A 15,052-nucleotide genomic window follows, 5' to 3' on the forward strand; every position below is an offset into this window, starting at 1 on the left:
GCTACCCCCCTCCCTTACCCTCCCCCACAAGGGGGGAGGGAACGGAAGCAGTCTGCGTCCCTCACTTTTGGGGAGCGTTCGCGCATGAGCTTCCCCGACATCACACCCTCACTCAAAGCGACGATGCCTGATCTGCGCGGCCGGCTGCTGGCCAACCAGTCGCTGGCCGAGCTGACCTGGTTTCGCGTCGGCGGCCCCGCGCAGGTGCTGTTCACGCCGGCGGACGAGGACGATCTCGCTTATTTCCTCGCGCATCTCGCGTCCGACATTCCGGTCTACGTCGTCGGCGTCGGCTCCAACTTGATCGTGCGCGACGGCGGCATTGCGGGCGTGGTGATACGCCTCGCGCCGCGCGCCTTTGGCGAGGCGAGCGCGAGCGGTGACATCGTCACCGCAGGCGCTGCCGCGCTCGACAAGCGCGTGGCGGAGGTGGCGGCATCCGCCAACATCGGCGGGCTCGAATTCTATTTCGGCATTCCCGGCACCATCGGCGGCGCGCTGCGCATGAACGCGGGCGCCAATGGCGGCGAGACCAAGGACGTGCTGATCGAGGCGCGCGGCGTCGGGCGCGACGGCACGAAGCACGTCTTCTCCAATGCCGACATGAAGTTCGTCTATCGCAACAGCGGCGTCGATCCCTCCATCATCTTCACGTCTGCGCGCTTTCGCGGAGAGGTCAAGGATGCGGACGCGATCCGCGCGCGCATGGCGGAGGTGCGGAGCCATCGCGAGACCGCGCAGCCGATCCGCGAAAAGACCGGCGGCTCGACGTTCAAGAATCCGCCCGGCCATTCCGCCTGGAAGCTGGTCGACGCCGCCGGATGCCGGGGCTTGCGCGTCGGCGGCGCGCAGGTCTCCGAGATGCACTGCAATTTCCTGATCAACACGGGCGATGCCACCGCGCACGACATCGAGACGCTGGGCGAGACCGTGCGCGCGCGCGTGAAGGCGAATTCCGGAATTGAGCTACACTGGGAAATCAAGCGGATCGGGGTTTCATGATCACCGTCATTCCGGGGCTCGCGAAGCGAGAGCCCGGAATCCATCGGGCGGCAGAGACGGTGGAGAGATGGATTCTCAGATGCGCAATTGCGCATCGTAGTTCGCGACTTCGTCGCGCCCCGGAATGACGAACTAGAGAGATTGCGGACTATGAACATGCGCATCACCATCCTCTTCGGCGGCTCCAACCGGGAGCGTCTGGTTTCGGTTGCCTCGGCCCAGGCGCTGCATCAGGCGCTGCCCGAGGCCGATCTGTGGTGGTGGGACGTCGAGGACAGGGTGCATGTCGTCCAGTCGAAGCAGTTGCTCGAACATGCCCGTCCGTTCGAGGACGAGTTCAAGCCCGGCACATCAGGCATTCCGCTGGTGCAGGCGCTCGACCAGGCCAAGGCGGAAGATCGCGTGCTGGTGCTCGGCCTGCATGGCGGATGTGCCGAGAACGGCGAATTGCAGGTGATGTGCGAGGCGCGCGGCGTGCCGTTCACCGGTTCGGGCTCGGCCTCCTCGCATCTCGCCTTCGACAAGATCGCGGCCAAGCATTTCGCCGCGCTCGGCGGCGTGACGCCGCCCGCAAACATCGCGCTGGAGGATATCGACGCGGCCTTCGCCGAATACGGCCGGCTGATCGCAAAGCCGGCGCGGGACGGGTCGAGCTACGGCCTGATCTTCGTCAACGCCAAGCAGGACCTCGTCGCCGTCCGCAATGCCGCGAAGCACGAGGAGTATGTGATCGAGCCCTATATCGCCGGCGTCGAGGCGACCTGCGGCGTGCTGGAGCGCACCGACGGCTCGATCGTCTCGCTGCCGCCGATCGAGATCATTCCGGGCGAGGGCAATTTCGACTACGCCGCAAAGTACCTTCTGTCGACGACGCAGGAGATCTGCCCCGGCCGTTTCACGCCCGAGATCACCGCCGCGCTGAAGCAGCAGGCGATGCTGGCGCACCGGGCGATGTCCTGCACCGGCTATTCCCGCTCGGACTTCATCGTCTCGGACAGGGGCCTCGTCTACCTCGAAACCAACACGCTCCCCGGGCTGACCAAGTCCTCGCTCTACCCCAAGGCGCTGAAGGCCGAGGGCATCGCGTTCGTCGACTTCCTGCGCGGCCTGGTCGAGCTCGCCGGGCGGGGTGTACGGAAATAATTAGGACTGGTTAACGGCCAAACGGCCGAAACGGCCCGTTTTGGGCCCCAAATCCGGTAAAATGCCGGAGATCGCGGCATAAATGCCTCACAAGCCTGGGCAAAAAGCGTCCCGCGTTAACGAACTTTACCTTTTGTTTACCAGGACATCCGAAGGTTAACGCTGGCGGCGCACATGGCGCTTTGGCTGCCGGCGCGTGAGCTGTTGCGGGTGATGTCACCTCCAGCGAACGCTTTGATGGGAGAGGCTTCGTCTGCTGATCCGGCCCGGCAAGTCCGAGACGTCATGTTCGCCAGGACCCGCGCGATGTCGCGGGCAAACTGTTGACGAGCTCGTGCAATGGATGGTGCAGGAAGCCTCACCCGGTCGTTTTTCAGATCGCTGAGGCCCCAAGCTGATCTGAAGGCGGCCGCTATCGGAGCGGTCGTGCTTCTGCGCGAGTGGGTGCAGGACAAGCGCCAGGAAAGACTTCACGCCGCGCGCGCTGCCGCCAAGGACAAGATCAAAGCGAAGGCCGTGGTCGAGCGCGAGCCGCCGCCGCGCTTGGTCGCGCTGGTCGAGCGCTATCTGCCGCGCCGGGTCGGGATCAGCATGACCGTGCTGCTGCTGATCGGCAGCTGCGGCTTCGGCATCGTCAAGGGCGGCCATCTCCAGGATTTCGTCACGGCGGTCAGCGACGCCCGCAACGCGATGGCCAATTCCGCCGGCTTCCGCATCACCTCGGTCGTGATCAACGGCCGCAAGCAGCTCACCCAGGACGAGATCCTCGCGATCGGCGGCGTCAGCGGCCGTTCCTCGCTGCTGTTCCTCGACGCCGACGCCGTGCGCGACAAGCTCAAGGCCAATCCCTGGATCGCGGATGCGACCGTGCTCAAGCTCTATCCGGGCCAGCTCATGATCGAGCTGACCGAGCGCAAGGCGTTCGCGCTGTGGCAGGAGGCCGGCCGCCTCTCCGTCATCGCCGATGACGGCGCCGTGCTCGAGCCCTATGTCTCGCGCCGGTTCCTGTCGCTGCCGCTCGTGGTCGGCAAGGGCGCCGACACGCAGGCCCGCGATTTTCTCGCGCTGCTGGCGCGCTATCCGCAGGTCAACTCGATCACCAAGGCCGCGATCTTCGTCGGCGAGCGGCGCTGGAACCTGAGGCTCAAGGACGGCCTCGACATCCGCCTGCCCGAGCAGGACGTCGGCAACGCGCTTGCGATGCTGTCCAGGCTCGACAAGGAAGACAAGCTGTTCTCCCGCGACATCGTCGCCGTCGACATGCGCCTGCCCGATCGCCTGGTGGTGCAGCTGTCCGAGGACGCCGCCAAGGCGCGCGAAGAGCAGTTCAAGGACAAGAAGAAAAAGAAGGCCGGGGACGCTGCATGACCGGTCTCGATCGCACCCAGACGCCGAAGACGCGCCAGATGCCGCACAAGCGCGGCGGGCTCGTCGCCTGTCTCGACATCGGCACCAGCAAGATCGCCTGCATGATCGCGCGGCTGAAGCCGTCGGCGCCGAGCGAGGCGTTGCGCGGCCGCACCCACGCGGTGGAGCTGATCGGTTACAGCCAGATCCAGTCGCGCGGCATGAAGGCCGGCGCGGTGGTCGATCTCGGCGAATGCGAGCAGGCGGTGCGCCAGGCCGTCGGGCTTGCGGAGAAGATGGCCAAGGTGCGGGTCGAGTCCGTGCTGCTCTCGGTCTCCGGCGGCCGGCTCTCCGGCCAGCTGGTCGAAGCCGCCGCCGACATCCGCGGCGGCGCCGTGACGCCGGCCGACGTCAGCCGCGTCACTTCCACCGGCATGCGCCACGCCACCGGCGAGGGCCGCACCGTGCTGCACGCGCTGCCGGTCGGCTACACGCTCGACGGCGTCAAGGGCATCCGCGATCCCCGCGGCATGGTCGCGCATCAGTTCGGTGTCGACATGAACGTCGTCACCTGTGACGCCACCGTGGCGCGGAACCTGATGCTCGCGGTGGAGCGCTGCCACATCAATGTCGAAGCCATGGCGGCGAGCCCCTATGTCGCCGGCCTGTCGGTGCTGACCGACGACGAGGCCGATCTCGGCGCGGCCGTCGTCGAGATGGGCGCGGGCACCACCACGATGGCGGTCTATGCCGGCGGCCGCTTCGTGCACGCGGCCGGTTTTGCGGTCGGCGGGCAACACATCACGATGGATCTCGCGCGCGGACTGTCCGCGACCATTGCCGATGCCGAGCGAATCAAGACGTTATACGGGACCGTCATCACCGGCGGATCGGACTCGCGTGAGCTGATGTCTGTGCCGACAGCCGGTGACGAGCAGGATCTGCCACAGATCGTCTCCCGCGCCACCATCGCCAACATCGTCAAGCACCGTGCCGAGGAAATCTTCGAAATGGTCCGGGACCGGTTGAAGGATTCGCCCTTCGCATCAGAGCCCAACGGCCGCGTCGTGCTCTCGGGCGGCGCCTCGCAACTGACCGGTCTCGTCGAACTCGGAACACAGATTCTCGGCCGGCCCGTGCGGGTCGGACGTCCGCTCGGCTTCGGCCGGCTGCCCAACGAGGCGAAGAACGCCGCGTTCGCGGTGCCCGCCGGACTCCTCGTCTACCCGCAATATGTTCACCAGGAGCATGTCGAACCGCGGCATACGCGGCAGCAGGTCAGGACAGGGACCGGCGGTTATTTCGGAAAGGTTGGACGATGGCTACGCGAGGGCTTCTGATGACTCCTTTCCGCAATTTCTCATTTTCACCAACTCCCGCGGCCGCCGGCCGGGGCGAACCCACGCGCGCGTGATCGAGAGGCAAACATGACCATCAGCATCAATGTTCCTGACATTCACGAACTGAAGCCCCGGATCACCGTGTTCGGCGTCGGCGGCGCCGGCGGCAACGCCGTCAACAACATGATCACGGCGGGCCTGCAGGGCGTCGACTTCGTCGTCGCCAACACCGACGCGCAGGCGCTGACGATGTCGAAGGCGCAGCGCATCGTGCAGATGGGCACGGCGGTCACGCAAGGCCTCGGCGCCGGCTCGCAGCCGAACGTCGGCGCCGCGGCGGCGGAAGAGGTGATCGACGAGCTGCGCGACCATCTCTCGGGCGCCAACATGGTGTTCGTCACCGCCGGCATGGGCGGCGGCACCGGCACCGGCGCTGCTCCCGTCATCGCCAAGACTGCGCGCGACATGGGCATCCTCACCGTCGGCGTCGTCACCAAGCCGTTCCACTTCGAAGGCGGCCGCCGCATGCGCACCGCCGAAGCCGGCATCAACGAGCTGCACAAGGTTGTCGACACGCTCCTGATCATCCCGAACCAGAACCTGTTCCGGGTTGCCAACGAGAAGACCACCTTCGCTGACGCCTTCGCGATGGCCGACCAGGTGCTCTATTCGGGCGTCGCCTGCATCACCGACCTGATGGTCAAGGAAGGCCTGATCAACCTCGACTTCGCCGACGTGAGAGCGGTGATGAGGGAGATGGGCAAGGCGATGATGGGCACCGGCGAGGCCTCCGGCGACAAGCGCGCGCTGACCGCCGCGGAAGCCGCGATCGCCAACCCGCTGATCGACGATAGCTCGATGAAGGGCGCCAAGGGCCTCCTCATCTCCATCACCGGCGGCAAGGACCTCACGCTGTTCGAGGTCGACGAGGCCGCAACCCGCATCCGCGAGGAAGTCGACCAGGACGCCAACATCATCGTCGGCGCCACCTTCGACGAAGCGCTCGATGGCCTGATCCGCGTCTCGGTCGTCGCCACCGGCATCGAGCAGGCCGCGATCGCCCGCAACAGCCAGGCTACCTCCGCTCCGGTCGCGAACGCAGCGCCGCAGGTGCAGCAGGCTCCCGCAGCTCCGGCCGCCGTCGCCGAGAGCCGTCTCGCCGACCTGACCGCGCGTCTGCGTGCGGACAACCAGCGCCTGGCCGAACGTGCCCAGAAGCTGGATGCGCAGGCCCCGGTGTCTGGATTCGCGCCGGCCGCTACCGCGCCGGTGGCGCCGCGTCCGAACGTCGAGCGTGCTGCGCTCGCCGCAATCGCGGCTGCCGTTGCCGACGTTCCGCAGGCACCCACGCCGATGCAGACCTATGGCGACGTCACCGTGCGCCCGATCGCGCAGAAGCCGACCTTGTTCCCGGAGCCTGAGCAGGCCCCGGTCGCGATGCAGGAGCCGATGACGCCGGAAACCTTCATCCCGCCGCAGGCCGAGCGTGCGCCGATGCGTGCGCCGCGGATGCCGCGCCTCGAGGAGCTGCCGATGCCGGCCCAGGCCGAGATTCGTCAGGCCCGCGGCGAAGTCGAAGAAGAGACCCCGCAGAAGACCCGCCTGTCGCTGCTCCAGCGCCTCGCCAATGTCGGCCTTGGCCGCCGCGACGAGGAGAGTGAGCCGCCGGTCGCCGCCCGCACCGCTGGTCCGGCGATACCGCCGCTGCCGGAGCGTCGTCCGCAGAAGAGCGTGGCACAGCAGATCGCGGCCACCGAGCCGGTATCGGAGTATGCGCGGCGTCCCGCGCCGCAGGGCCTCGACGTGCATGGCCGTTCCGCGCCTGTTGCGCCGGCGCCACAGGGTGACGACCATCTTGATATCCCGGCCTTCCTGCGGCGTCAGGCGACCTGAGGATTGTTACAATAAGGCAGACGCAAAGAGGCCCCGGCAGCAAGCTCGTCGGGGCCTTTCCATTTTCACCGGGCATGCCCGGATTGCATGGCCAAGCAACTGATTTTAAATCATTAATTATGCATTGGGTGATTCAGTAAAACCGCCGGCAGCAGCCCAAAACCTCGGCGCAATTTGGTTAAGCCTTGGCGCGAATACGGCAGGTTTGGGGTAACAATCGGTAAAAAAGCGTGAGTTGGCGCTGTTTGAGGCAGTGACTATGGTTTGCCGTGACTTGGGGATACGGATTCGGACGGCGGCCTTGGCCAGTCTGTCAGGTTTGTATAAGTCGCAGTGGTCGTAGTGGGGCGGTTCCTGATGAAATTTAGCCGGCAAACAACGCTTCGTGCGCAAGCCACCGTGGTTGGCGTCGGCGTTCATTCCGGTCTTCCCGTCACCCTCACGCTTGGACCTGCGCCTGTTGACGCAGGTTTTGTTTTTGTCCGTACCGGCCTTGAGGGAAGTGACCGCGAAGTTCAGGCGACCGCCGAGCAGGTGATCGCGACCGATCTCGCCACCGTCCTCGGCGATCGCGACGGTCCGCTGGTCTCCACCGCCGAGCACGTGCTTGCTGCGCTGCGGGGTATGGGCGTTGACAACGCAGCTATCGAGATCGACGGGCCGGAAGTGCCGATCATGGACGGCAGCGCCGCGGCCTTCATTGCGGCGATCGAGCAGGCCGGCATCGTCACCCAGCCGGCGCAGCGCCGCTTCATTCAGGTTTTGAAGCCGATCTCGGTCAAGATCGGCGACTCCTTCGGCGAGATCCGGCCCCACGCCAACGGGTTCCGCGCCGAGGTCGAGATCGATTTCGCCAACCCCGTCATCGGCCGGCAGAGCTACGCCTTCGACCTCAACCCGGAACGTTTCCGCCGCGAAGTCGGCCGCGCCCGGACGTTCGGCCTGATGTGCGACGTCGCCCGGCTCTGGGGCGCGGGCTACGCGCTCGGCGCCTCCTTCGACAACACCGTCGTGTTCGACGATGAGCGGCTGCTCAACACCGAGGGCCTGCGCTACGCCGACGAATGCGTCCGCCACAAGGTGCTGGACGTGATCGGCGACCTCGCGCTGGCCGGCCTGCCGCTGCTTGGCGCCTACCGCTCGGTGCGCGGCGGCCACAAGCTCAACCACGCCGTTCTGACCGCGCTGCTTGCCGATCGTACCGCCTGGCGGGTGGTCGAGGGCGAGGCGGTCCGCCGCACCACGCGTCCCGTGGCCGAAACCGGTCGCGGTATCGTCGGCGGCCGGATTGCCGCGGCCTACGGGCCGGACGTGTCCTGAAGACACCTGTGGCCGCGGGCGTCTGGCGGCGGCTGTCCCCGGGAAACTCCTGGTAACCATGATCGACTAGCATTGCGGCACGTTCGCCTTAATCCGGGCGAAATGCCTGCCCATACGGTTGGTTAACGATCGTTTTTCGGATACATCGGCGTGGTCGCATGGCAGGCACCACGGCATCATTTCGCGCCCATGACGGGGTTCGTGGGCTGGCGGGCACCGCATCACAGGGCGTCAGGGCTTAAAACTCATGTCGGCACAGCGTATGACGCGCGGATATCTTTCGATCTCGCCTCGCGCGCGCGGGGGGCTTCAGGCCGTCACCTTCATCATGCTCGCGCTGCCGCTGGCCGGCTGCGGCACCGGCGCGCTCTGGGACAAGTTCACCGCCAAGGACGACACCTTCGTCGAGGAGCCCGCCGACAAGATCTACAATGAGGGCCTGTACCTCATGAACGAGAAGAAGGACATGAAGGCGGCGAACAAGAAGTTCGAAGAGGTCGACCGCCAGCATCCTTATTCCGACTGGGCCCGCAAATCGTTGCTGATGTCCGCCTATGCGTCCTACCAGGGCGGCGACTATGACGGCTGCATCGGCGCCGCCACCCGCTATGTCACGCTGCATCCCGGCAGCCCGGACGCGGCCTATGCGCAATACCTGATTGCCGCCTCGCATTACGACCAGATCCCGGACATCAGCCGCGACCAGAGCCGCACCGAGAAGGCGATCGCCTCGCTGGAAGAGGTGATCCGCAAATATCCGACGTCCGAATACGCGACCTCGGCCAAGGCCAAGATCGAGGGCGCGCGCGACCAGCTCGCCGGAAAGGAAATGAACGTCGGCCGCTATTACATGCAGAAGCGCGACTACACGGCGGCGATCAACCGCTACAAGGCCGTGGTCACGCAGTACCAGACCACGCGCCATGTCGAGGAGGCGCTCTACCGGCTGACCGAAGCCTATATGGCGATCGGCATCGTCGGCGAGGCGCAGACCGCGGCCGCTGTGCTTGGCCACAATTTTCCTGACAGCCGTTGGTACAAGGACGCCTATAATCTTGTAAAATCGGGTGGTCTCGAGCCGAGCGAGAATCAGGGGTCCTGGATCAGCAAGACCTTCAAGAAAATGGGCCTCGGCTAGGAAATTTGGTTCCATGCTAGCGCGTCTGTCGATCCGTGACATCGTCCTGATCGAACGGCTCGATATCGAATTCGCGACGGGCCTCGCGGTTTTGACCGGCGAGACCGGTGCGGGCAAATCCATCCTCCTCGATGCCTTTGCGCTGGCGCTCGGCGGCCGCGGCGACGCCGGCCTCGTGCGCCACGGCGCGGAGCAGGGGCAGGTCACGGCCGTCTTCGATATCCCCAAAAATCACCCCGCGGCGGCGATCCTCGCCGAGAACGGTCTCGACGACACCGGCGAGATGATTCTCCGCCGCGTCCAGCTCGCCGACGGCCGCACCCGCGCCTTCATCAACGACCAGTCGATCAGCGTGCAGACGCTGAAAGCGGTCGGCGCCGCTCTGGTCGAGATTCACGGCCAGCATGACGAGCGCGCGCTGGTCGATGCCGCCACGCACCGCCGCCTGCTCGATGCCTTTTCCGGCCTCGAGAAGGACGTTGCAGTCGTTGAGTCGCTTTGGGATGCGCGCCGCACCGCCAACACCGAGCTGGAGGAGCATCGCGCCGGCATGGAGCGGGCCGCGCGCGAGGCCGACTACCTGCGCCACGCCTCCGACGAGCTGAAGCAGCTCGCCCCCAAGGACGGCGAGGAGACCTCGCTGGCGTCCCGCCGGACCACGATGATGCAGGGCGAGAAGATCGCCTCCGACCTGCGCGAGGCGCAGGAGGCGGTGGGCGGCAACCACTCTCCGGTCGCGGCGCTGTCGGCCGCGGTGCGCCGGCTGGAGCGCCGCGGCGTCAATTCGCCGGCGCTGGTCGAGCCCGCAGTCAAGGCGATCGACGCCGCGATCAACGCGCTGGAGGAAGCCGACCAGCATCTTCAGGCCGCGCTCGCCGCAACCGATTTCGATCCGGCCGAGCTCGAACGCATCGAGGAGCGGCTGTTCGCCCTGCGCGCCGCCTCTCGCAAATATTCTACGCCGGTCGACGGGCTCGCCGCGCTCGCCGCCAAATACGCCGCCGACGTCGTGCTGATCGATGCCGGTGCCTCGCGCCTGAAGAAGCTGGAGCAGGCTGCGATCGAGGCAGATAGCCGCTATGCCGCTGCCGCCAAGAAACTGTCGATGGCGCGGCAGAAATCGGCCGAGAAGCTCAACAAGGCCGTCAATGCCGAGCTCGCCCCGCTCAAGCTCGAGCGCGCGAAATTCATGACCCAGGTCGAGACCGACGAGGCCGCGCCGGGGCCGCAAGGTTTTGATCGCGTCGAGTTCTGGGTGCAGACCAATCCGGGCACCAAGCCGGGCCCGCTGATGAAGGTCGCCTCCGGCGGCGAGCTGTCGCGCTTTCTCCTGGCGCTCAAGGTCGTGCTGTCCGACCGCGGCTCGGCGCCGACGCTCGTGTTCGACGAAATCGACACCGGTGTCGGCGGTGCGGTCGCGGACGCCATCGGCGGGCGCCTGGCGCGGCTTGCCGGCAAGGTCCAGGTGATGGCCGTGACCCACGCCCCGCAGGTCGCCGCGCGGGCCGACCAGCATCTGCTCATCTCCAAGGACGCCCTCGACAAGGGCAAGCGCGTCGCCACCCGCGTCAACGCGCTGGCCGCCGACCACCGCCGCGAGGAGATCGCCCGCATGCTCGCCGGCGCCGAGATCACCGCCGAGGCGAGGGCGGCCGCGGACCGGCTGCTCAAGGCGGCGACGGCTTAGTTACACACTGTCATTCCGGGGCGATGCGAAGCATCGAACCCGGAATCTCGAGATTCCGGGTTCGGCTCTTCGCCGCCCCGGAATGACGGGCTTAGCTGCAAATCGATTCGTACAGATCATCCCAAGTCGGGTTCGTTTTCTCGATCAACTAAAGCTTCCAGGCTCGCTTCCACTTCTTCAACTCCTTCTCACGCGATATCGCTGAAATCGGATCATCATAAATCTCGAACCAGACCAGCCGAGTAATATTGTATTTCGTTGTGAATCCGGGAACAGCCTTGATTCGATGCTCGTAGGTGCGGCGTACGAGGTCGTTGGTGATGCCGACATAGATTGCTCCATCGCGGCGGCTTGCTAGGATATAGACGTAATACGCCATGAGCCCCTCCCCACCGTCATTCCGGGGTGCACGAAGTGCGAACCCGGAATCTCGAGGTTCCGGGTCTGGTCCTTCGGACCATCCCGGAACGACGAGCTAGAACCTTAAGTATGATGGCAAGAGCAGCAAAATCCAAACCGCTCCGTGACGTCGCCGAGCTCACCAAGGCGCAGGCCAAGGTCGAGCTCATGCGGCTGGCGCTCGAGCTCGAAGAGCATGACAAGCGCTACTATCAGGATGACGCGCCCACCGTCACCGACGCCGAATACGACGCGCTGCGCCAGCGCTTCAATGCGATCGAAAAACGCTTTCCGGAATTCGTCAGCGCGGAATCGCCCTCGCAGAAGGTCGGCGCGGCGCCGTCAGGCCGCTTCAGGAAGGTCCGGCATGCCGTCCCCATGCTGTCGCTCGACAACGCCTTTGCCGAAGAGGACGTGCGCGACTTCGTCGGCCGCATCGTGCGCTTCCTGAAGCTCGACGACGACAAGATCGACTTCTCCGCCGAGCCGAAGATCGACGGTCTCTCGATGTCGCTGCGCTATGAGGGCGGCGAGCTCGTCACCGCCGCGACGCGCGGTGACGGTGCGGAGGGCGAGGATGTCACCGCCAACATTCGCACCCTCGAAGACGTGCCGCAGAAGCTGAAGGGCCGCAATGTCCCCGACATCTGCGAGGTGCGCGGCGAGGTCTACATGACCAAGAAGGCGTTCCTCGCGCTCAACGAGCGGCAGAAGGCCGCCGGCGAGACGATCTTCGCCAATCCGCGCAACTCGGCGGCCGGCTCGCTCCGCCAGAAGGATCCGACCATCACCGCCTCGCGCCCCCTCGGCTTCTTCGCCTATGCCTGGGGCGAGATGAGCGCGATGCCGGAGGAGACGCAGACCGGCATGATCCACTGGTTCGAGCGCTGCGGCTTCAAGACCAATCCGCTGACCAGGCTGTGCCACTCGGTCGAGGAGCTGATCGCGTTCCACCAGAGGATCGAGGAAGAGCGCGCCGAGCTCGACTACGACATCGACGGCGTCGTCTACAAGGTCGACCGCATCGACTGGCAGGAACGGCTCGGCTTCGTCTCGCGCACGCCGCGCTGGGGCATCGCGCACAAATTCCCCGCCGAGCAGGCCATGACGGTCCTGCGTGACATCGAGATCCAGGTCGGCCGCACCGGCTCGTTCACGCCGGTCGGCAAGCTCGAGCCGGTCGGCGTCGGCGGCGTGATCGTGCAGAACGTCACGTTGCACAATGAGGACTACATCAAGGGCATCGGCAACAAGGGCGAGGTGCTGCGCGAGGGGCGCGACATCAGGATCGGCGACACCGTCGTGATCCAGCGCGCCGGCGACGTCATCCCGCAGGTGGTCGACGTCGTCCTCGACAAGCGGCCGAAGACTGCCAGGGAATTCCACTTCCCCAAGACGTGCCCGTGCCCGTTGCACACCGACGTCACGCGCGAGGAGACGGCCGCGGGCGAAGAGGGCTCGCGCGCCCGCTGCACCGGCGAGTTCGCCTGCCCCTATCAGAAGATCGAGCACCTCAAGCTGTTCGTGTCGCGGCGGGCCTTCGACATCGACGGCCTCGGCGAGAAGCAGCTCCAGTATTTCTTCGACGAAGGTTTTGTGAAAGAGCCCGCCGACATCTTCACGCTGGAGAAGCGCAACGCGAAACTCAAGCTCGAGGAGATCGAGGGTTACGGCGCCACCTCCGTGCGCAACCTCTTCGCCGCCATCGAGAGCCGGCGCAGAATCGCGCTCGAGCGCTTCGTCTATGCGCTCGGCATGCGCCATGTCGGCGAGACCACCGCGCTGGCGCTGGCGCGCGGCTACGGCTCCTGGGAGGCGTTCCACGACGCCTGCCTCAAGGTCGCCAAGGGCGACGAGGAGGCGATGGCGGACATGGATGCGCTCGACCAGATCGGCGACACCGTGATCAAGAGCATCGCCGATTATTTCGGCGAGAGCCACAACCGCGGCATCGTCGAGCGCCTGACCAAGGAGGTCGAGATCGTCGACGCCGAGAAGCCGAAGAGCAACTCGGCCGTCGCCGGCAAGACCGTGGTGTTCACGGGCTCGCTGGAGAAGATGACGCGGGATGAAGCCAAGGCCACCGCTGAGCGGCTCGGCGCCAAGGTGTCGGGCTCGGTGTCGAAGAAGACCGATCTCGTCGTCGCCGGCCCGGGCGCCGGCTCGAAGCTCGCCGAGGCCAACAAGCACGGCGTCAAGGTGCTGACCGAAGACGAGTGGCTGAAGCTGATCGGGGAGTGATCTTGATTCCGTCATTCCGGGGCGATGCGAAGCATCGAACCCGGAATCTCGAGATTCCGGGTTCGCCTCTTTGAGGCGCCCCGGAATGACGGAGAAAACCCCTCACATCATCCCGCTCTCTTCCTCTTCCGCCTGTTCGATCAATTCCTCGCTCACCACGACCTCGCGGCGGGGGACGACGAAGATCATCATGCAGGCGCAGAGCAGCGAGATCGCGAGCACGGCGGAGGTCAGCGGCAGTGTCGTTGAGGAGTGGCCGCCGAGATAGGCGCCGAATTGCGACATCAGCGCGCCGATGCCCTGCTGGAGGAAGCCCATCGCGCCGGACGCGGTGCCCGCCGCTTCGGGGCGGATGCTGATCGCACCGGCGGCGGAATTCGCCATCACGAAGGCATTGCCGGCCATCACGATCATCTGCGTGCCGAACAGCCAGGCGGGCGCTTCATTCCAGCCGGCGAAACTCCAGAACAGGTTCAAAAGGCTGCCGCCGAGCTGAAGACCGAGCCCGAACCAGATCAGCTTTTCCAGCGAATGGCGCGGCGCAAAGCGCACGCAGAGCAGATTGCCGACGAGATACGCAAAGCCTGACGTAGCAAACCACGCGCCGTATTCGGCGCTGCTGCGGCCCATCTGCGTCACCACGATGTAGGGGCCGCCGCCGGCGAAGGTGAAGATGATCTGCGAGGCCAGCACCTGGCACATCACGTAGCCGACGAAGGCGCGGTTCCTGATCAGGGTGCCGATGTCGGCGCGAAAGCCGCTGCCGGCGGCACGGCTGCGACGCGTTTCCGGCAGCGCCACGGCGATGCCGACGGCGACCACAACTGCGCCGATCGTGATGGCGTAGAAGATCGCGCGCCAGCCGAACGCGGTCTCGATCAGGCCGCCGGTGAGCGGCGAGAGCATCTGTCCGATCATCAGGGCCGCGACGACGAGGCTGATCATGGAGGCGACGCGCTGGCGCTCGTAGATGTCGCGGATGATGGCGCGGCTCACCACCATGCCGGTGGCGCCGCCCAGCGCCTGGAAGAAGCGTGCGGCGATCAGTTGCGGCAGGTTCTGCGCGAAGATGCAGGCAACGCTCGCCGCCACCATCAGCGCGAGCCCTGCGAGCAGCACCGGGCGCCGCCCGAACTTGTCCGACAGCGGCCCCATGATCAGCTGCGAGCAGGCGATGCCGACCATGAAGAGCGACACCGTCATCTGCGCGATCGAGATGTCGCTGCCGAAGTTCGTCGCCAGCACCGGCAGCGCCGGAACCAGCATGTAGAGCGAGATCGGCGCAATGCCGGTCATGACGACGAGCAGCAGCAACACCACGCGCGAGGTCGCGATGGTCTTCATTGCCGCTTCCGGCGGCCTGCTGATCATGCCGTGCATGCGTGTCCGTCTCTGACAGTTCGAATCGGACTGTAGCGTGCTCGCACAAGACGGATATCGGCGTTTCGGAATGCGGCTATTCGGATTTTGGGACGGTTATAATAACAGCGCGATGGAGACCGACTGGGCGCACGTCTCGTTCCACAAATGCGGTGTCATTCC

At 65.8% G+C, this 15,052-nt stretch carries 11 protein-coding genes; 9 read left to right on the top strand and 2 right to left on the bottom strand.

Annotated features, from left to right (window positions below; all coding sequences use genetic code 11):
• The first annotated feature begins 84 nt into the window (after nucleotides 1-84).
• From murB to recN, 8 genes are all read left to right on the top strand, one after another.
• Nucleotides 85-1,002, top strand: a complete 918-nt coding sequence (murB, locus tag EI171_RS14650) for a UDP-N-acetylmuramate dehydrogenase (protein WP_110117094.1) — start codon at nucleotides 85-87, stop codon at nucleotides 1,000-1,002.
• Between the two features lie 156 nt (nucleotides 1,003-1,158).
• Nucleotides 1,159-2,145, top strand: a complete 987-nt coding sequence (locus EI171_RS14655; RefSeq protein WP_161533696.1) for a D-alanine--D-alanine ligase — start codon at nucleotides 1,159-1,161, stop codon at nucleotides 2,143-2,145.
• A gap of 339 nt (nucleotides 2,146-2,484) precedes the next feature.
• Nucleotides 2,485-3,513, top strand: coding sequence for a cell division protein FtsQ/DivIB (locus EI171_RS14660; protein WP_110117092.1), 1,029 nt, complete (start codon nucleotides 2,485-2,487; stop codon nucleotides 3,511-3,513).
• Complete coding sequence (gene ftsA, locus EI171_RS14665; protein WP_011089337.1) at nucleotides 3,510-4,832, top strand: cell division protein FtsA; 1,323 nt, start codon at nucleotides 3,510-3,512, stop codon at nucleotides 4,830-4,832. The genes EI171_RS14660 and ftsA overlap by 4 nt, the downstream gene beginning before the upstream one ends.
• A gap of 87 nt (nucleotides 4,833-4,919) precedes the next feature.
• Nucleotides 4,920-6,725 (top strand): cell division protein FtsZ, encoded by a 1,806-nt coding sequence (ftsZ, locus tag EI171_RS14670; RefSeq protein WP_161533697.1) that lies wholly within the window; start codon nucleotides 4,920-4,922, stop codon nucleotides 6,723-6,725.
• Between the two features lie 357 nt (nucleotides 6,726-7,082).
• Entirely contained in the window at nucleotides 7,083-8,045 is a 963-nt protein-coding gene (gene lpxC, locus EI171_RS14675; RefSeq protein ID WP_161533698.1) for a UDP-3-O-acyl-N-acetylglucosamine deacetylase, read from the top strand.
• 247 nt (nucleotides 8,046-8,292) lie between these two features.
• Complete coding sequence (locus EI171_RS14680) at nucleotides 8,293-9,183, top strand: outer membrane protein assembly factor BamD (protein ID WP_028176240.1); 891 nt, start codon at nucleotides 8,293-8,295, stop codon at nucleotides 9,181-9,183.
• A gap of 13 nt (nucleotides 9,184-9,196) precedes the next feature.
• Nucleotides 9,197-10,870 carry a DNA repair protein RecN gene (gene recN, locus EI171_RS14685; RefSeq protein WP_028176239.1) on the top strand — a complete coding sequence of 558 codons (1,674 nt, stop codon included), beginning with the start codon at nucleotides 9,197-9,199 and terminating at the stop codon, nucleotides 10,868-10,870.
• 148 nt (nucleotides 10,871-11,018) lie between these two features.
• Here the strand turns inward: recN and EI171_RS14690 are convergent, their stop codons facing one another.
• Nucleotides 11,019-11,249: a GIY-YIG nuclease family protein gene (locus tag EI171_RS14690; RefSeq protein ID WP_161533699.1), complete on the bottom strand. Its 231-nt coding sequence runs from the start codon at nucleotides 11,247-11,249 to the stop codon at nucleotides 11,019-11,021.
• Between the two features lie 113 nt (nucleotides 11,250-11,362).
• On the opposite strand from EI171_RS14690, the gene ligA reads away from it, so the two are divergent.
• Entirely contained in the window at nucleotides 11,363-13,510 is a 2,148-nt protein-coding gene (gene ligA / locus EI171_RS14695; protein WP_161533700.1) for an NAD-dependent DNA ligase LigA, read from the top strand.
• A 102-nt stretch (nucleotides 13,511-13,612) separates the two neighbouring features.
• On the opposite strand, the gene EI171_RS14700 is transcribed toward ligA, so the two are convergent.
• Entirely contained in the window at nucleotides 13,613-14,890 is a 1,278-nt protein-coding gene (locus EI171_RS14700) for a multidrug effflux MFS transporter (RefSeq protein ID WP_161533701.1), read from the bottom strand.
• Between the last annotated feature and the right edge of the window lie 162 nt (nucleotides 14,891-15,052).

Source organism: Bradyrhizobium sp. LCT2 (genome assembly GCF_009931255.1).
In the GTDB taxonomy this organism is placed as follows: domain Bacteria; phylum Pseudomonadota; class Alphaproteobacteria; order Rhizobiales; family Xanthobacteraceae; genus Bradyrhizobium; species Bradyrhizobium diazoefficiens.